Annotated in this window: 12 protein-coding genes and 1 pseudogene; 10 read left to right on the top strand and 3 right to left on the bottom strand. The window is 65.0% G+C overall.

Going from position 1 to position 18,094, the window contains the following annotated elements:
- Positions 1 to 50: 50 nt before the first annotated feature.
- From WBP07_RS15075 to WBP07_RS15095, 5 genes and pseudogenes are all read left to right on the top strand, one after another.
- Positions 51 to 1,292 carry a TIGR04063 family PEP-CTERM/XrtA system glycosyltransferase gene (locus WBP07_RS15075; RefSeq protein WP_395392279.1) on the top strand — a complete coding sequence of 414 codons (1,242 nt, stop codon included), beginning with the start codon at positions 51 to 53 and terminating at the stop codon, positions 1,290 to 1,292.
- Positions 1,293 to 1,340: 48 nt separating this feature from the next.
- On the top strand, positions 1,341 to 3,440 hold the full coding sequence (locus WBP07_RS15080; protein ID WP_395392281.1) for a hypothetical protein: 2,100 nt from the start codon (positions 1,341 to 1,343) through the stop codon (positions 3,438 to 3,440).
- A gap of 484 nt (positions 3,441 to 3,924) precedes the next feature.
- Positions 3,925 to 8,563, top strand: a pseudogene (gene gltB, locus WBP07_RS15085) (glutamate synthase large subunit).
- 16 nt (positions 8,564 to 8,579) lie between these two features.
- The gene (locus WBP07_RS15090; RefSeq protein WP_395392282.1) at positions 8,580 to 10,013 is read left to right on the top strand and encodes a glutamate synthase subunit beta; all 1,434 of its coding nucleotides are present in this window, start codon (positions 8,580 to 8,582) and stop codon (positions 10,011 to 10,013) included.
- Positions 10,014 to 10,188: 175 nt separating this feature from the next.
- Positions 10,189 to 10,497, top strand: coding sequence for a putative quinol monooxygenase (locus WBP07_RS15095; protein ID WP_395392284.1), 309 nt, complete (start codon positions 10,189 to 10,191; stop codon positions 10,495 to 10,497).
- 7 nt (positions 10,498 to 10,504) lie between these two features.
- Here WBP07_RS15095 and ung read toward each other — a convergent pair whose 3' ends face one another.
- Positions 10,505 to 11,194, bottom strand: coding sequence for a uracil-DNA glycosylase (ung, locus tag WBP07_RS15100; RefSeq protein WP_395392286.1), 690 nt, complete (start codon positions 11,192 to 11,194; stop codon positions 10,505 to 10,507).
- 94 nt (positions 11,195 to 11,288) lie between these two features.
- Between ung and WBP07_RS15105 the strand changes: the two genes are divergently transcribed.
- The 5 genes from WBP07_RS15105 to WBP07_RS15125 all read left to right on the top strand — a co-directional run bounded on the left by WBP07_RS15105 (position 11,289) and on the right by WBP07_RS15125 (position 15,473).
- Positions 11,289 to 11,912, top strand: coding sequence for a ribonuclease D (locus WBP07_RS15105; protein WP_395392287.1), 624 nt, complete (start codon positions 11,289 to 11,291; stop codon positions 11,910 to 11,912).
- Positions 11,913 to 11,937: 25 nt separating this feature from the next.
- Positions 11,938 to 12,585, top strand: a complete 648-nt coding sequence (lptC, locus tag WBP07_RS15110) for an LPS export ABC transporter periplasmic protein LptC (RefSeq protein ID WP_395392288.1) — start codon at positions 11,938 to 11,940, stop codon at positions 12,583 to 12,585.
- Complete coding sequence (locus tag WBP07_RS15115) at positions 12,582 to 13,091, top strand: LptA/OstA family protein (protein ID WP_395392289.1); 510 nt, start codon at positions 12,582 to 12,584, stop codon at positions 13,089 to 13,091. The genes lptC and WBP07_RS15115 overlap by 4 nt, the downstream gene beginning before the upstream one ends.
- 150 nt (positions 13,092 to 13,241) lie before the next feature.
- Positions 13,242 to 13,676, top strand: a complete 435-nt coding sequence (locus WBP07_RS15120; RefSeq protein WP_395392291.1) for a hypothetical protein — start codon at positions 13,242 to 13,244, stop codon at positions 13,674 to 13,676.
- Between the two features lie 30 nt (positions 13,677 to 13,706).
- Positions 13,707 to 15,473 carry a glycosyl hydrolase family 28-related protein gene (locus WBP07_RS15125; RefSeq protein ID WP_395392293.1) on the top strand — a complete coding sequence of 589 codons (1,767 nt, stop codon included), beginning with the start codon at positions 13,707 to 13,709 and terminating at the stop codon, positions 15,471 to 15,473.
- 4 nt (positions 15,474 to 15,477) lie between these two features.
- On the opposite strand, the gene WBP07_RS15130 is transcribed toward WBP07_RS15125, so the two are convergent.
- Together WBP07_RS15130 and holA are read right to left on the bottom strand one after the other, a co-directional pair.
- Positions 15,478 to 16,878 carry an exopolysaccharide biosynthesis polyprenyl glycosylphosphotransferase gene (locus tag WBP07_RS15130; protein WP_395392295.1) on the bottom strand — a complete coding sequence of 467 codons (1,401 nt, stop codon included), beginning with the start codon at positions 16,876 to 16,878 and terminating at the stop codon, positions 15,478 to 15,480.
- Between the two features lie 140 nt (positions 16,879 to 17,018).
- Positions 17,019 to 18,083, bottom strand: coding sequence for a DNA polymerase III subunit delta (gene holA / locus WBP07_RS15135; protein ID WP_395392297.1), 1,065 nt, complete (start codon positions 18,081 to 18,083; stop codon positions 17,019 to 17,021).
- Positions 18,084 to 18,094: the final 11 nt, after the last annotated feature.

Here is an 18,094-nt window from a genome sequence, read left to right on the forward strand (position 1 = left end):
CAGCGCCGGGTTGACGCCGCGTTAAGCCTTCTACGCTAGGCATTCCGCCCATGACCCGGGTTCTCCACGTCCTCGACCATTCGTTGCCGCTGCAGAGCGGATATACCTTCCGCACCCGCGCCATCCTCAAGGCGCAGGAGGCCATGGGCTGGGAAGTGCGCGGAGTCACCGGCCCCCGCTACCACGCCGGATCGACCCCGTGCGAACATTTCGACGGACTGACCTTCCATCGCAGCGAAGGCCGAGCCAGCGGCCCGCCGATTTGGCGCGAATGGCACGAGATCGCGCTATTCGAGCAGGGAATCGAAGCCGCCGTTCGCGAATGGCGCCCCGATGTGATCCACGCCCATTCGCCCGCGCTGTGCGGTGCCGCGGCACTGCGGGTGGCACGCCGCCACGGCATCCGCTGCGTCTACGAGATTCGTGCCTTCTGGGAAGACGCCGCCGTCGGCAACGGCACCGGGACCGAGGGCTCCTTTAAATATCGCCTGATTCGCGCGCTGGAAAACCGTGTCGTCGTCAAGGCAGACGCGGTCGTCACCATCTGCCAGGGCCTGCGCGAAGACCTCATCGCGCGCGGAACGCCGGCCGGGAAGATCACAGTATCACCCAACGGCGTCGATCTGACGCTGTTTGGCGAGCCGCTGCAGCGCGACGCCGCGCTTGCCCGCGAACTGGGCTTCGAGGTCGGTGGACGGCCCTGCCCGGTGATCGGCTTCATTGGCAGTTTCTACGATTACGAGGGGCTGGACGACTTGATCGCCGCCATGCCGCTGCTGCTGGAACGCCAACCCGATGCCCGCCTGCTGCTAGTTGGCGGCGGCCCGCGCGAAGAAGCCCTGCGCGCGCAGGCGGAGGCCTCCAGCGCCGCCGCGGCCATCCGCTTTATCGGCCGCGTTCCGCACCATGAGGTCGATCGCTATTACGCGCTTTGCGATGTCATGGCCTATCCCCGCAAGAAAAGCCGGCTGACCGACCTCGTCACCCCGCTCAAGCCGCTGGAGGCGATGGCGCAAGGCAAGCTGGTGGCCGCCAGCGACGTCGGCGGGCATCGCGAACTGATCGAGCACGGCGTCACGGGAACCCTCTTCGCGCCCGACGCCCCGGCGGCCTGCGCCAAGGCGCTTGCAAGTCTGCTCTCCAATCGCGAAAGCTGGGACGCGATGCGCGCGGCGGGGTTGGAACATGTTCGGTCCGGTCACGATTGGGCTTGCAATGTCCGTCGTTATCGAGACGTTTACCAAATCCTGCCAGTCGATAAGGTTCGAGATGGGCTTGATGCCGCGGCCTGATGGTCCGCGGATAAGGCCAGGTCGCAAACCACAGGTTAGCACGGGGTGATGAAGGTGGCGAAACAGGAACGCAACCCGCAGCGGGGTGGCAGCCAGCCGATCACCCGCCATCCGCTTTTTCCAGCGATCATTGCCTTGTGGTTCGCCGCATTGTTCGGGCTTGGCAGTCTTCTGCTGAGCACCGCCAGCATAGAACACGTCGTTGCCGCCAGCGGCCTTGCCAGGACGATTCCGATGGCGGCGCCGCCGTTGGGCGGCACGGCACGCCTGCTGGTCGCACTGGGGCTGACGGGAATCGGCGGCCTGGTCGGCGTGCTGATCGGACTGCGCCTCTCCGCCCGCAATGCGCCGCGCGCAGAAGCCATGTACGACCTGACTGGCAGCGCGGATGCTGACGGTGATGAGGCGGAACCCGCCGTCGGCCGCCTCCCCAACCGCCGTCGCGGCTTCGTCGCTCCCACCGAAACCGTCGAGCAAGCAGAACCGGAATCGTTCGCCGCACCGGGCACGATGGCCCCCGCTCCGGCATCGAGCATCTTCCAGCTTTCCGACCTCGATGATGACGATTTCGATCCCAACGCCTTCGCGGCGCCCGTCGTCTCCAGCGAATTGGGATTCGAACCGGCTGAAACCGAGGTCGGCGAAGAAGACGAATTCCACGACATTGCAGCTCGCCTTGCCCCCCAAAAAGCGGAGACTGCACCGCAAGCGCCGGGCGTGATCGAAGACGAGCATACGGCGCCCTCCCACCTGGCCGATGCCTTCTCGCCCGCCGCCTGGGCCGATCCCGTTCATGTTCCAAACGTCGAGGCAGACGCCGGAGTCGAAGCAGACGTCGACGATGACGTGGCAGACGACACGGAAGCGCCGGTCGCGCGCCTTTTCGAAGCCTATACACGCAGTCTGGACGCTCACGCGGCGCGCGGGTCGGCCACCGAGGCGAAGGACGCGACGGGAACGGTTCTCGATACGGCAACGCCGGCCATGTCGCCGGCCGCCGAACGCATTGCTGCCGCAAGCCTGGACGACCTCTCGCACGTCGAACTGCTGGAGCGATTGGCGATGGCAATGGAAGAGCAGCGCCGAAAGCTGGCGCTCGCTCAGACTTCGTCGCTTTCGGTCGTGCCTTTCGCGGCCGCCGCTGCCGAGAAGCCCGCAGCCATCGGCGCGCATCAGGGCCCTGCACGTTCGGAACCGGAAACCGTCGATGCCATCCACGATGACGACGGGCTTGAAAGCGGTACTGACGACCATTCTCCCGCGGCGCCGTCCCCCGCAGCTCCGCCTCCCCCAGCTCCGCCCATCGCGCCGATCCTCCAACGGCTTTCGTCGCTCGGCACCAGCGCGCCTTTTGCGCCACCCCCTTTTGCCCCGCCGCCCTTCGGTTCGCGCCTGACTTACGCCGCCGACGATGCCGACGACGCGCCGGTACAGCCGGTGGAGGATTTCGCATCGAACGCGCCTACCGATTCGAACGCCATCGGCGGCTGGTCGGATGGCGATGAGGCCCTTGCGGAGACCGAAACGCAGATCGGAACCGGCCAGCAGACCGGCACCGAACCGAACGCGCCCGCCCCTGTTCCGGCCGCGCTGCGCCCCGTAGGCTTGACTGCCTTCGATGACGACGATGCCGTCCCCGGCTATATCCCGCCGCGCCGCATCGCCATGCCGGCTGCACCTGCAGCCGTTGTAGAAACGCCCGATGATGCCGGCGACCGTCCGATGGCGGGTCTGGCCGGCGGCCACGATTTCGCCCCATATGAAGACGAGGACGAAGAAGAGGCCGACACCCCGACAGCGTTCGGCGACGCGGAAGAGTTTGCCGAAGACGGTGCGGATATCGTCGAGGAGGACGTGCTGGATGAAGGATACTCGTCCTTGCTGAACCTCCAGCGCCGCACCGAAACGCGTCCCGGCCTTCTCGGCCTTGATCATGCCGCGGAAGATGACGCCTCGGCCATGCCAATGGGTGAAGCCTCGGAAGAGCGCACCTCGCCGGTGACCGACGAAGCGTCACCAACCTTCGCCCCGTCGCCGCTTCCCGGCGCGCGCCTGTTCGATCCGCCCGGCCACCAGGATCCGGTGGAAACCGAAAAGGCCCTGCGCGCGGCACTGGCCACGCTCCAGCGGATGAGCGGCGCGGCCTGAGCCATCTCGTGTAGATGAGTTGATAGAGGCGGGAGAGCGATCTCCCGCCTCTTCTCTTTTGACGGCGTCTCGGCCGTTTGCACTGGGTGTTCGATCCGGCAGATCGTGAAAAGAGGGCTTGGTGTAACGGCGCAATTCATGGTGCAGCCGCCCTGCCAACCGGCCGTCGCCGTTCTCCGTTCGCGGACCGATCGCAGCATTTCCGCTTCTGTCGCAAGAATCCGCCGGAATCTGCCGAAATCCCGCGATCCATCACGCGATGCCATCGTTTGGGCATCCGAAACGGACAACAAAATTCCCATTTTTACCGTGTCAACGCACTAAATCTGCGCGAGAGCATGCGTTCGCGGTTGCAAAACCGTCCCGTAATCGTCATGGGGGCGCTTAGGGGACACCATGGCGGATTTTGGCCGCGTGCGATTCGCGCGCGCCAGAGCGAGGCGCATGGTGCGAACCCCGGACAACGACAGGATGGGTTTTATCGATGGGATTTCCTAAGCCCCAGGGCCTTTATGATGCGCGTAATGAACACGATGCCTGTGGTGTGGGCTTTGTCGCCCATATCAAAGGAAACAAAAGCCACGCCATTATTACCCAGGCTCTGGAAATCCTTAAAAATATTGACCACCGCGGTGCGGTGGGCGCCGACCCCTTGCTGGGTGACGGCGCGGGAATCCTGACTCAGCTTCCCGATACGCTGTTCCGCAGCTGGGCGGCCGCCACCGGCGTCGAACTGCCGAAGGCGGGCGACTATGCCGTGGCGATGTGCTTCCTGCCGCAGGACGAAGCCTGCCGCGATCTGATCACGCAGACCTTCGAAAAGTTCGTGGCCAAGGAAGGCCAAACCCTGATCGGCTGGCGCGACGTGCCGGTGACGCTGGACGGCCTGGGCAAGACCGTGCTCGAATCGATGCCGGTGATCCGCCAGTGCTTCGTCGGCCGCGGTGAAAACTGCGCCGATCAGGACGCGTTCGAGCGCAAGATCCTGGCGATCCGCAAGCAGACGCAGAACCCGCTGACGGCCATGGCCGAAAAGCACAACATGCCGGGGCTGACCGAGCTCTACATGCCCAGCTTCTCGACCCGCACGATCGTCTACAAGGGCCTGCTGCTGGCGACCCAGGTCGGCTCGTTCTACGACGATCTGCGCAACCCCGAGTTCGTTTCCGCGCTCGGCCTCGTCCACCAGCGCTTCTCGACCAACACTTTCCCGAGCTGGAAGCTGGCGCACCCGTTCCGCTTCATGGCGCACAACGGTGAGATCAACACGGTTCGCGGCAACGTGAACTGGATGAACGCTCGCCGCCGCACCATGGAATCGGAGCTGCTGGGCGCCGACCTCGACAAGATGTGGCCGCTGATCCCGCACGGCCAGTCGGACACCGCGTGCCTCGACAACGCGCTAGAACTGCTGCTGGCCGGCGGTTACTCGCTGAGCCACGCGATGATGATGCTCATCCCCGAGGCATGGGCGGGCAACCCGCTGATGACCCCGGAACGCCGCGCGTTCTACGAGTATCACGCCGCGCTGATGGAGCCGTGGGACGGCCCGGCCGCCGTGGCCTTCACCGATGGCCGCCAGATCGGCGCCACGCTGGACCGCAACGGCCTGCGCCCCGCGCGCTTCCTCGTCACCGACGATGACCTCTGCGTCATGGCGTCTGAATCGGGCGTGCTTCCGATCAAGGAAGACAACATCGTCCGCAAGTGGCGCCTCCAGCCCGGCCGCATGCTGCTGATCGACTTCGAAGAAGGTCGCATCATCGAGGACGAGGAAATCAAGAACCAGCTCGCAGGCGAAGAGCCTTACGAGAAGTGGCTTGAGATGGCGCAGTACAACCTCGCCGACCTCGACGTGATCGAGCCCGAACTGGCCCAGATCCCCGAACCGACCGGCACCCTGCTCGATCGCCAGCAAGCCTTCGGCTACACGCAGGAAGACACTTCGCGCTTCCTCGAACCGATGGCCGTGGACGCGGACGATCCGCTCGGCTCGATGGGCACCGATACGCCGATTCCGGTGCTGTCGAACCGTTCGCGCCTGCTCTACGACTACTTCAAGCAGAACTTTGCGCAGGTCACCAACCCGCCGATCGACCCGATCCGCGAGGAACTGGTCATGAGCCTGGTCTCGATGATCGGTCCGCGCCCGAACCTGCTGGGTCACGACGCCGGTTCGCACAAGCGTCTGGAAGTCAGCCAGCCGATCCTCACGGACGAGGACCTGGCCAAGATCCGCTCGGTCGAAGCCGCGCTGGACGGTGCCTTCCGTACCGAGACCATCGACATGACCTGGGACGCCTCTGCCGGCGCCACGGGCCTGGAAATGGCGATCAAGGAAATGTGCTGGGCCGCCACCGAGGCCGTGCTGGCGGACAAGAACATCCTTGTTCTGTCCGACCGTGCACAGGGTCCGGACCGCATCCCGATGCCGGCGCTGCTGGCGACGGCTGCCGTCCACCACCACCTTGTCCGCCAGGGCCTGCGCATGCAGACCGGCCTCGTCGTGGAAACCGGCGAAGCGCGTGAAGTGCACCACTTCTGCGTGCTGGCGGGCTTCGGCGCGGAAGCGATCAACCCTTACGTCGCGTTCGAGACGATCGAGGAAATCCGCACCCGCAAGAACCTGCCGGTGACCGCCGAAAAGGCGCGCAAGAACTACATCTACGCGATCGGCAAGGGCATCCGTAAGGTCATGTCCAAGATGGGCATCTCGACCTACCAGTCGTACTGCGGCGCGCAGATCTTCGACGCGGTCGGCCTGTCCAGCGCCTTCGTGGAGAAGTACTTCACCGGCACCGCCACCACCATCGAAGGCGCCGGCCTGACCGAGATCGCGGAAGAAACCGTTCGCCGCCACGCTTCGGCCTATGGCGACGATCCGGTCTACGCCAACATGCTCGACGTCGGCGGCATCTACGGATCGCGCGTGCGCGGTGAGGAACATGCCTGGTCTGTCCGAGAACATCGGCGCGCTTCAGCACGCCGTGCGCGGCAACGTGCCCGAAAAGTACCGCGAATTCGCTCAGTCGATCAACGACCAGTCCAGCCGCCTGCTGACCATCCGCGGGCTGATGGACTTCGTGCCCGGCGCTTCGGTGCCGCTCGACGAAGTCGAACCCGCCAGCGAAATCGTCCGGCGTTTCGCCACCGGCGCGATGAGCTACGGCTCGATCTCGTGGGAGGCGCACACCACGCTGGCGCTGGCGATGAACCGCATCGGCGGCAAGTCGAACACCGGTGAAGGCGGCGAGGATCCCAGCCGCTTCAAGCCGCTGCCGAACGGCGATTCGATGCGTTCGTCGATCAAGCAGGTTGCCTCGGGCCGCTTCGGCGTCACCACCGAGTACCTGGTCAACGCCGACGACATCCAGATCAAGATGGCCCAGGGCGCCAAGCCCGGCGAAGGTGGCCAGCTGCCTGGCGACAAGGTCGACAAGACGATCGGCGCGACCCGTCACTCGACGCCGGGCGTCGGCCTGATCTCGCCGCCGCCGCACCACGACATCTACTCGATCGAAGACATCGCGCAGCTCATCCACGACCTCAAGAACGTGAACCCCACGTCGCGAGTCTCGGTGAAGCTGGTGTCCGAAGTCGGTGTCGGCACGGTGGCCGCAGGTGTCTCCAAGGCCCGTGCCGACCACATCACGATCTCGGGCTACGAAGGCGGCACCGGCGCTTCGCCGCTGACCTCGTTGACGCACGCGGGTTCGCCCTGGGAAATCGGCCTGGCCGAAACCCAGCAGACCCTGCTGCTCAACAACCTGCGCAGCCGCGTGGTGGTTCAGGCCGATGGCGGCCTGCGCACCGGACGTGACGTGGCCATCGCGGCGCTGCTCGGCGCCGACGAGTTTGGCTTCGCCACTGCCCCGCTGATCGCGGCCGGCTGCATCATGATGCGCAAGTGCCACCTGAACACCTGCCCGGTCGGCGTCGCCACCCAGAACCCGGTGCTGCGCGCGCGCTTCACCGGCCAGCCGGAACACGTGATCAACTACTTCTTCTTCGTGGCCGAAGAGCTGCGCGCGATCATGGCGGAGCTGGGCTTCCGCACGATCGCGGAGATGGTCGGCCGCGTCGACCGTCTCGACATGAAGAAGGCGATCACCCACTGGAAGGCCAAGGGCGTCGATCTGTCCAAGGTGCTCTATCAGGCCCCGCTGGGTGACAGCCCGTCGCTCAACTGGAGCCAGACGCAGGACCACGGTCTGGAGCATGCGCTGGACAACGTGCTGATCGAAGCAGCCGCCGACGCGCTGGAAAAGCGTGAGCCGGTGCGAATCGAAAAGCCGGTGATCAACGTCAACCGCACCGTCGGCGCCATGCTTTCGGGCGAAGTCGCCCGTCGCTACGGCCATGCCGGCCTGCCGGACAACACGATCAACGTGAAGCTCACCGGCGTTGCCGGCCAGAGCTTCGGCGCCTGGCTTGCCCACGGCGTCACGCTCGACCTGACCGGCGACGGCAACGACTATGTCGGCAAGGGTCTTTCGGGCGGCCGCGTGATCGTCCGCCAGCCGGGCCACGTGAACCGCGATCCGCTGCAGAACATCATCGTCGGCAACACCGTGCTCTACGGCGCGATCTCGGGCGAGGCGTTCTTCAACGGCGTCGCCGGCGAACGCTTCGCGGTGCGCAACTCGGGCGCCGTCACGGTGGTCGAAGGCTGCGGCGATCATGGCTGCGAGTACATGACCGGCGGCGTGGTGACCGTGCTGGGCAAGACCGGCCGCAACTTCGCGGCGGGCATGTCGGGCGGCGTTGCCTACGTCTATGACGAGGACGGCCAGTTCGAGAAGCTGTGCAATCCCGCCATGGTCGATCTGGTCAAGTTCTCGACCGAAGCCGACGAGGAAGACGGTGCCGGCCGTCCGCAGCAGCGGACCAATGGCGTGACCGACCTCGGCATGGGCGACATGCTGCGCCACGACGCGGAACGCCTGCGCGTACTGCTTGAACGGCACCACCTGCACACCGGCTCCAAGCGGGCCCGTGCGCTGCTGGACGACTGGGCGACCACCGTCTCCAAGTTCATCAAGGTGATGCCGCGCGACTACGCCAAGGCGCTTCGCCAACTCGAGGCCGAGCGGCTTGAAGCCGCTTCGGTGGCCGCAGAATAATTCGAAGGTAATAGAAATGGGCAAGGAAACCGGCTTCCTCGAACTGGATCGCCAGGATCGCACCTATGGCGACAAGGCCGAGCGTCTGACGAACTACAAGGAGTTCGTCGTCCCCCTCTCGGCGGAAACGCTGAAGGGTCAGGCATCGCGCTGCATGAACTGCGGCGTGCCGCACTGCCACACCGGCTGTCCGGTCAACAACATCATCCCGGACTGGAACCACCTGGTCTACGAGGACGACTTCCGCAACGCGCTGGAAGTCCTCCACTCGACCAACAACTTCCCCGAGTTCACCGGCCGCATCTGCCCCGCCCCGTGCGAGGCAGCGTGCACGCTGAACATCATCGACCAGCCGGTCACCATCAAGTCGATCGAATGCGCGATCGTCGACAAGGGCTGGGCCGAAGGCTGGATCACGCCGAAGGTGGCCAGCAAGCGCACCGGCAAGTCGGTGGCGGTCGTGGGTTCGGGCCCGGCCGGTCTGGCGGCGGCGCAGCAGCTGGCCCGCGCCGGCCACTCGGTGACGGTGTTCGAGAAGAACGACCGCGTCGGCGGGCTGATGCGGTACGGCATCCCCGACTTCAAGATGGAGAAGCACCTCATCAACCGCCGCATGGTGCAGATGATGGCCGAAGGCGTGGAGTTCCGCACCTCGGTCGAAGTCGGGGTGACGGTTTCGGTGGCTTCGCTGAAGGAAAACTTCGACGCCGTGGTCTTCGCCGGCGGCGCCGAGGATCCCCGTCCGCTGAACATCCCCGGCTTCGAGCTGCCGGGCGTGCGCTTCGCGATGGAATTCCTGACCCAGCAGAACAAGCGCAACGCGGGTGACGACGAACTGCGCGCCGCGCCGCGCGGCACGCTTTCCGCCACCGGCAAGCACGTCATCGTCATCGGCGGCGGCGACACCGGTTCTGACTGCGTGGGCACGTCCAACCGCCAGGGTGCGCTTTCGGTCACCCAGCTGGAAATCATGCCCAAGCCGCCGGTTCACGAGAACAAGGCGATGTCCTGGCCGAACTGGCCGCTGAAGCTGCGCACTTCGTCCAGCCATGAAGAGGGCTGCGAGCGTGACTGGGCGGTGCTGACCAAGCGCGTCGTCGGCGAGAATGACGTCACCGGCCTCGAATGCGTCCGCGTCGAGTGGAAGGACGGCAAGATGCAGGAAGTGGAAGGCAGCGAGTTCACGCTCCAGGCCGACCTGATCTTCCTCGCCATGGGCTTCGTCGGCCCGCGCAAGGCCGGCATGCTCGATCAGTCGGGCGTCGAACTGGACGCGCGCGGCAACGTCAAGGCCACCATGGCCGACTACCGCACCAGCGACCCGGCCATCTGGTCCTGCGGCGACATGCGCCGTGGCCAGTCGCTGGTGGTCTGGGCGATCCGCGAAGGCCGCCAATGCGCCCGCGCGGTGGACGAGGCGCTGATGGGCGTTTCCGAACTGCCCCGCTGATCGAACCTCGGCATTGAAATCAGGAAAGGGCGCCCCTCACCGGGCGTCCTTTTTTGCGTCCATGCGCCGCCCAACAAGCATGGAGCATACCGATATGAAGCCGTCCGGGCGATAGAGCCGGCCTTGACCCACGTCGCGTCAGGACCGAGGTTCCCGTCCTTACGGGAGAGACGACATGCTATTGGAAATCGCTGAAATCGACGTTCGCCACGGATCGGAAGACGCCTTTGCAAAAGCCATGCGCGAAACCGGCATTCCGGCACTGGCCGCCTGCGAAGGCGTGATTTCCCTGCAGTTCGGCCGGGGCGTCGAAAAGCCCTCTCGCTTCACTTTCAACGTCGTCTGGACATCGATGGACGCGCATGACGCCGCGCGCAAACTGGACAGCTTCAACAGCTTCCGCTCCGCTTTCGACGACATGGCCATCGGTGGCACTATGCATCACTACGAAATGGACCAGGCCATAGCCGGCGCCTCGGCCTGATCGGCCCTTACCAATCGATCCGGCCGCGCCCGTTGGCTTCCAGGAATTCGTTGGCGCGGCTGAAATGGCGGCAGCCGAAGAAACCGGCATAGGCCGAAAGCGGGCTGGGATGCGGCGCCGTCAGCACCAGATGGTGGCTGGAAGCCAGCCCCGGCACGCGCATCGCCTTCTTCTTCGCGTGGCTGCCCCATAGCAGGAACACGCAAGGCTCCTGCTTGGCGGCAACGGCGGCGACGGCGGCGTCGGTGATCGCTTCCCAGCCGCGATTCTGATGCGAACCGGCCTGCGCGGCCTCCACCGTCAGCGCATTGTTGAGCAGCAGCACGCCCTGCCGCGCCCAATGCTCCAGATTGCCATGGCCCGGCGCGGTGACGCCGCAATCAGTCGCCAGTTCCTTGTAGATATTGACCAGCGAAGGTGGGACTTTCACCCCCTCCATTACCGAAAACGCCAGTCCATGCGCCTGTCCGGGGCCGTGGTACGGGTCTTGCCCCAGGATCACCACGCGCACTTCGTCCAGCGGAGTCAGTTCCAGCGCGCGCAGCCGCGATCCGCGTGGGGGGTAGATCGTCTTTCCCGCGGTTTCCTCGGCTTTCAGCCAGCCACCCAGCCGCCGCGACTCGGGCGTTGCCAGTACCGGTTCGAGCGCATCCTGCCAGGATGACGGCACGCCCTGCATGGCTTCTGCTGCTTCCATCGCCGTCTTACTCCCGAATTGTCGATATCGGGCAACCCGCAGGGGCATCCGACCATTGCGAAAACCTGGGCCAGTCCCTAAGCATTTCCGGACCATGGCTGTCTATCTCCACGAAGAAGATCTCCCCGAGGGCGTGCTTGCGCCGGGACCCGTTGCCGTCGATACCGAGACGATGGGTTTGATCACCCCGCGCGACCGCCTTTGCGTGGTCCAGATTTCCGACGGCAAAGGGGATGAGCATCTCATCCGCTTCGCGCCCGGCAGCGCTTTTGACGCGCCGAACCTGAAGGCGGTGCTGGCCGATCCCGCACGCCTGAAGCTCTATCATTTCGCGCGATTCGATCTCGCCGCGATCGAGCACTACCTGGGCGTCACCGCCGCGCCGGTGTTCTGTACCAAGATCGCCAGCAAGCTGGTCCGCACTTACACCGACCGCCACGGCTTGAAGGACCTGGTGCGCGAACTGCTGGGCAAGGAAGTGTCCAAGCAGCAGCAGTCCAGCGACTGGGGCGCGGCCGAACTGACCGACGCGCAGAAGGACTATGCCGCGTCGGACGTGCGCTATCTCCACGCCATGCACGAAATCCTGGTCGTGCGGCTGGCGCGCGAGAATCGCACCGACATCGCACAGGCCTGCTTCGACTTCCTGCCCGCCCGCGCGCGGTTGGATCTGGCGGGCTGGCCGGATCACGACATCTTCAGCCACGAAGCCGCCTGACCCTTAAGCCGGAGAGCACGCGCGCATGTCCGAAGACGCCATCCAGATCCGCAACCGCCGCCGGCACTTCGCCGCGCCCGGCGGTTCGCACGATCGCCTGGTGGGCTTCCTTGCCAAGGCACTCCCCACCGGCATCGGCCTGGTTGCCGCCGTCATGATTCTGGTCCCCCTGTCGCCGCGCGGAGAGATCAGCTTCCTGCTCGATCGCAACAAAGTGGCGGTGACCGAACAGCGCATCGCCGTGTCCAATGCCGCCTATCGCGGGCAGGACAATTCGGGACGCGATTTCGTCGTGACTGCCGGCAGCGCCGTGCAGCATTCGCCCGACGTTCCGGTGGTGGACATGCTCGACCTCGTCGCCAAGATGAACATGAAGGACGGGCCGGCCACGATCGCCGCGCCGCGCGGGGCCTACAACTTCGACGAGGATACGATGAAGGTCTCCGGCCCGGTGAACTTCAACGGTGCGGGCGGCTACCAGATGACCACCAAGCAGGTGGACATCGACGTGAAGCAGAAGACCGCGGTCGCTTCCGGCGGCGTCTCGGGCAACGGCCCCAGCGGCACCTTCAGCGGCAATACGATGCATGCCGATCTCGACAACCGTACAATAACGCTCGAAGGCAACGCGCGGATGCGCATCACGCCCGGCAAGCTGAGGATTCCCCAATGACCGTTCGCTCCGGCCTCCTCCGTACCGCTGTCGCCCTGCCGGTCGTCGCGCTTGCTGTCTTTGCCGCCACGCAGCAGCTGGGCGCGCAGGCCCTTTCCGGGCATGACAGCAACGCCCCCGTCGATTTCGGCGCCGATCGCATCGAGATGCAGGACAAGCAGAACCGCGTGATCCTGACCGGCAACGTGGACATCACGCAGACCGACCTGCGCATGCGGGCCGCCCGCACCGTGATCGATCTTGCCAATACCAAACAGTTCCAGGTCAACCGCATCACCTCCAGCGGCAGCGTCGTGGTGACCCGGCAGGACCAGACCGCGACTGGCGACACCGCTATCTACGACCTGAACCAGCGCATCATCACCATGGTAGGCAACGCGACCCTGAAGCGCGCCGGCGGCGATACCCTGCGCGGCGGTCGTTTCGTGATTGATCTCAAGAGCGGCGTCTCGTCCGCATCGGGCGGGCGCGTTACCGGCACCTTCAACGTACCCAAGAAGAACTGAACGCGTCCTAGGACGGCGCTAAGCGCACCCAACGCATTCCATCGCTTGGAAAAGCCGGTCGCGCCGGTTTGCCGTGTTAGCTAAAAGAATTTTCCTACATCCATCGGTGTGCGTATCTGGAGTCGGGACCCTTTCGAAAAGGAGTTCCCGATGTCCAACAATCCCATCCAGATGCCCGGCGGCTATGCCACCGCCTTCGCCATCGGTTTCGCCGATGGCGCGGAGGGCGGCAATCTAGCGATCGTCGATACCAGTCGCCCCCTCCCCGTGGCTTCGATAAGACCTGCCCCCGCCGTGCCGGTCGCCGGCATGACTTCCGCCAACGGAACCTTCGGCCCCTTCACGCCCGCCGCCGCACGGCCCGTCTACGTCACGCTGGGCGGCACGTGGCAGGGCACGGTTTCGGTGATGCGATCGATCGACGATGGCGCCACGATGGCGCCGCTCACCGTCGGGGGGATGCCCTGGGGCAGCTTCACCGCCAATGCCTGCGAACCCGTATGGGAAGAAAACGAGGACGGTGCCTCGCTCTATCTCAGCGTAACGATCGCCAGCGGATCGCTGTCCTACCGCCTTTCGCAGTAGCGCCCTCTCCCCCTTTTAGCGGAGCTTCCCATGTCCCAGGATCTGATTGCCCGTGGCCTGGCCACGGCGCAGAGACGCGATTTCTCCTCCCACACCGCCGGCAAGGGCGCCGCGCTGATCGGCGCGGACGATAACCGCACGGTCGCCGACTGGCTCGCCGATCTGAAAGGCGCGATCACCTTCAAGGCCTTCGGCGCGAAAGGGGACGGCATCCGGTCCGATCACGCCGCCCTGCAGGCTCTTTCCAACCGGACGGACGCCATCATCGTCCCGCCCGGCAATTACCTGATCGACAACAGCAGCGTCCGACAGATCAACAATTTCTCCGGCAAGTTGATCTGCTCCCCCGGCGTGACCTTCACATTCACCGACCTGACGCAGCGCGGCCTCTATTTCTACGGCGGATCGCCCAAACTGTCCGGCCTGCGCATCACGACGCGGGACGCGCCCACCGTCCGCCAGCAGAATGCGCCGATGCTTTACATCGATTCCGCCAGCGACGTGGTGATCGACGATCTCGATATCGTGCGCTCGGCCGGCGCCGGCGCCCTGCTGCGGCTATGCACCGGGGTCCAGGCCTCCAACGTGCGCGTGCGCAACACGCTTGCCGATGGGTTCGATTTCTTCAATTCCGGCAAGATCTCGCTGGTGAACTTCCTGTCCGAAAACACCGGCGACGATGGGCTGGCCCTGCTGTCCTATGCGGCCCAGCCGCAAGCCTACGACATCGTTGCCCGCAACGTCATCGTGAAGAACAGCGATACGCGCGGCATCAGCGTGGTCGGCCCCGAACGGGTGGTGCTGGACGGCTTCACGATCGAGAATACCCGCGGGACCGCGCTGATCGTCTATCAGGACGGCACCAACGGCCTGCGCCTGCCCGGCAATGTGAAGATCGCCAACGGCATCATCAAGGATGCCGGGCAGAAGACCGGTACCGGCAGCTACAGCGGCAATCGCTACGGCATCGAAATCGGCAATTGCGGCGATGCCGATTTCGAGAATGTGCTGATCGAGAACTGCGTCTCATCCGGGTTCGTTTCCAGCAACACCCAGCCCGCCACGCTCACCAGCCGCGCGATCCGGGTGCGAACCTGCGGGGACAAGGGCTTCCTCGTCTCCGTCCCCAGCGGCGGTGCCTGGCACCACGACCGGTGCGAGACGGTGGACACGCAAGGCCATGGCTTCAACACCAGCGTGGCCAGCGGCGGGCTGGTCACTTTCGGCTGCCGCATCGTTCGACAGGCGGCGCGCGCCGGTGGCGATGCCGGCGTGAACAACCGCGCCGTCTTCGACAGCATCGGCGGCTTCGTCTCCGGGAAAACCACCGTCATCGCCGACAGCCAGACGGCCAATACCGGCTACATCTATTACAACGAAGGGAACGGCAGCGGCAGCGTGGGCCAGTTCGACTGGAACGTGTCCAACGGCTATTACGTGTTCCAGCAATACGCCAACGGCATCTCGCTGGAAGGCACCCGGCGCAACAAGCGCGGGAACCAGATCACCGCGACCAGCGGCACCGTCACGCTGAACGGAACGCGTGCCGATCAGGACTATTTCACCACCGCCGCCCTTACCGGCGCGCTGGACATCGTGCTGCCCACGTACGGGCTGTGGCACAATGTCGAATTCTCAGCGACGCGGCACGACATGACCGGCGCCTATGCGCTCAACTTCAAGTCCGGCACCACCGTGGTCTCATCGATCGCGGCGGGCGGCAATCCGGGCAAGATGTCCGTCCGCTATGACGCGCTGAACAGTGTCTGGCGAAAATCGGGGCGTCACGACGTTTAGAGATTCAGAAAGCCCGATCGTGGACCAGGACCCGTAGGGTCAGGAACAGGATCTGCAGGTCGCGCATGATCGTCCAGCCTTCAAGATATTCGAGGTCCGACTGGAGGCGATTGACCAGATCCGATTCATGGTCGGTCGCCCCCCGGAATCCGCGTACTTGCGCCAGTCCCGATAGGCCGGGCTTCAGCGAGTGACGCTGCCAGTACCGCAGGTCCACCTCCCAGAACAGCTTGTCTCCGGCCAGCGATCCGGTTGCATGGGGGCGTGGGCCGACAAGGCTCATGTCCCCCAGCAGCACGTTGAACAGCTGCGGAAGCTCATCGATGCTGGTGCGGCGGATGAAGCGGCCGACCGCCGTGATCCGCTGGTCTTCCTTCGAGGCCGACTGGTTGCCGTTCTCATCGCAGAGGGCCTGCGTCATCGAACGGAACTTGTACATGTTGAAGAAGCGGTTGCCGCGTCCCATCCGGCGCTGCGTGAAGAAGATCGGCCCGCCGTCCTGGAACTTCACCGCCAGCGCCACGACCAGCATCAGCGGCGAAAGCGCAAGGATGGCACCGCCGGCAAACGTCACGTCGAAGATGCGCTTGATCGCCCGTTCGCGCAGGCCCAGTGGCCCGGCCGAAACCAGCAGCAGACCATGGTTCGCCGCCACCCGGGCACCCTGGGCACCCAGCCGCGCGACTTCGTCGTCCAGCACTTCGCCATCGACGTTCGCGCCCTTCAGGATCATCGCCCAGTTGGCGCGACGGTCGGCCGGGCAACTGATGACCACGCGATCGATGTTGCGCAGCACCAGCCCCAGCCGATCGAGCGAATGGGGATCGGTAAGATCGGGACGGAGCCCCATGGCCGAGGCGGACACGCGGATGGCGCCGGGTAGCCGCAACTGGGGGCCACCGTCATCGATGATAAGTTCGTTGATGACATTGGCGCCGCAGCGCCAGCGCACGAAGCTGCGAAGCTGAAGCCGCGACCAGGCCACCAGCACCATCGCCAGGATGACGCCGCCGCTGAAAGCGCCGCGCGACGATTCGCTGGACGATTTCATCAGGAACTGGACGAAGACCACCACCGCCACGGCGACCATGATCGCCGCCTGGGCCCGCAGCACACCGCGCCAGCCTTCACGCAGCGAGCACGTCGAGTAGGAACCGTTGTAAAGCGCGAGCGTGAGGAAGATCGGCAGCAGCACCTGGCCGTAGACCAGAGACCGCATCGCCCCGTCGTTCATGTCGTAAAGCCAGCCGGCAACAACGAACGCCAAAGAAACCGCGACAATATCGGAAACAATTAGAACGAGGTAGCATTGTAGACGACGACGTTCGAGCGACGGAGCGACCAACAGTTCGTCCGCTTCCGACCTTTGTCGTGCCTGTTGAGATACCGCGAATGGCGCGTTCACTCGTTCAACACTCCCCATTGCCGACCTCCGTTTCGGAGACGACATTGTCCACACCTTATCGCGACCAGCGCGAACGGGATTTATGCTGCATTGCAATAGGTGTACGACCCTATAAGCCTAGCATCTATTGGGGAAGAAGGTTAGGGGTAAGCCGTTCTATTTGTCCGATGTTCTACATCAAGACATGCCGTACGCGCAATTTCCAGTAAGCCCTGGGACAATAACAGTTCCGAATCCTGACTATTGCCAAGCAGGGATTGGTGCATCGCAACAAGACGGGCCACCAAACGCGCGAGTCGCGGGCCGCGCCAGATACGCAGTTGCGCGGATAGCGCAGGCTTGTCCTTCCAGAACACGCGGCGTGCAGCCGCCTCCGCCTCCAGCAGCGCGCCGACGTCTCCGCCCCGGCCGAGTCGCGCATTGAGCCCGGCCAGTTGTGCGGCGCGGCGTTCGAAAGCCAGCAACAGCCCTACCGGGTTGATGCCCTGATCGCGCATGCGCTTCAGCTCGGGCCCGATCGCGGCCCGCTTTCCGCCCAGGACGGCATCGACGAGGGGCGAGAAATCGTCATCTTCGGTGGAGGCGCCGATCGCGTCGAGGTCGGCCGCGGTCACCGGGCGCGGCGTTTCCGGCGTGGCATCCAGATAGAGCGCCAGCTTGGCCACTTCGGAGCGTGCCAGACGCGTGTCGAGCCCGGCGGCGCGGGCAATCCGCTCCGCCAGCTCGCTGCCCATCTTCAGGCCGGCGCCATTGGCCATGGTGCGCACGGCGGCGGTCACGGTGCCAAGGTCTGGCGGATGGAACATCGCCACCAGCGCATCGCTGTGGGTGGCAAGCAGCTTTGCCGTCCGGGACTTGTCGGTCGCGCCGGTGGCGACGATCAGCACCGGGCAGGAATCGACCGGATTTTCGACCAGGATCTGCACGGCGTCATGCGCCTCGTCACCCTGCGCGCGCACCCAGATGTGCCGGGTGGTGCCGCCGAACAGCGAATTGGAGCGTGCCTCGTCCCCCAGGCGGACCGGATCCCTGCGCAAGTCCGCGCCGGCCATCTCCACCCGCTCTCCCGGATCGTCGAACAGCGAGACGATCTTTTCCGCCGCGTCGGTGCATCCGGCTTCGTCTGGGCCGCAGAAGAAGAACACCCGCGCCTGCTGCGCCGCGCGCGCGGCCATGCCGGCAAAGTCCTTGCGGGTCGCCTTCACGGGTTGTGAGC

This window comes from Novosphingobium oxfordense, assembly GCF_044029435.1.
In the GTDB taxonomy this organism is placed as follows: Bacteria; Pseudomonadota; Alphaproteobacteria; order Sphingomonadales; family Sphingomonadaceae; genus Novosphingobium.

Bases quoted from the DNA above. Each gene is read 5' to 3' on its own strand.
- WBP07_RS15075 (WP_395392279.1), top strand. From the start codon at position 51: ATGACCCGGGTTCTCCACGTCCTCGACCATTCGTTGCCGCTGCAGAGC.
- WBP07_RS15080 (WP_395392281.1), top strand. From the start codon at position 1,341: ATGAAGGTGGCGAAACAGGAACGCAACCCGCAGCGGGGTGGCAGCCAG.
- WBP07_RS15090 (WP_395392282.1), top strand. From the start codon at position 8,580: ATGGGCAAGGAAACCGGCTTCCTCGAACTGGATCGCCAGGATCGCACC.
- WBP07_RS15095 (WP_395392284.1), top strand. From the start codon at position 10,189: ATGCTATTGGAAATCGCTGAAATCGACGTTCGCCACGGATCGGAAGAC.
- ung (WP_395392286.1), bottom strand. From the start codon at position 11,194: ATGGAAGCAGCAGAAGCCATGCAGGGCGTGCCGTCATCCTGGCAGGAT.
- WBP07_RS15105 (WP_395392287.1), top strand. From the start codon at position 11,289: ATGGCTGTCTATCTCCACGAAGAAGATCTCCCCGAGGGCGTGCTTGCG.
- lptC (WP_395392288.1), top strand. From the start codon at position 11,938: ATGTCCGAAGACGCCATCCAGATCCGCAACCGCCGCCGGCACTTCGCC.
- WBP07_RS15115 (WP_395392289.1), top strand. From the start codon at position 12,582: ATGACCGTTCGCTCCGGCCTCCTCCGTACCGCTGTCGCCCTGCCGGTC.
- WBP07_RS15120 (WP_395392291.1), top strand. From the start codon at position 13,242: ATGTCCAACAATCCCATCCAGATGCCCGGCGGCTATGCCACCGCCTTC.
- WBP07_RS15125 (WP_395392293.1), top strand. From the start codon at position 13,707: ATGTCCCAGGATCTGATTGCCCGTGGCCTGGCCACGGCGCAGAGACGC.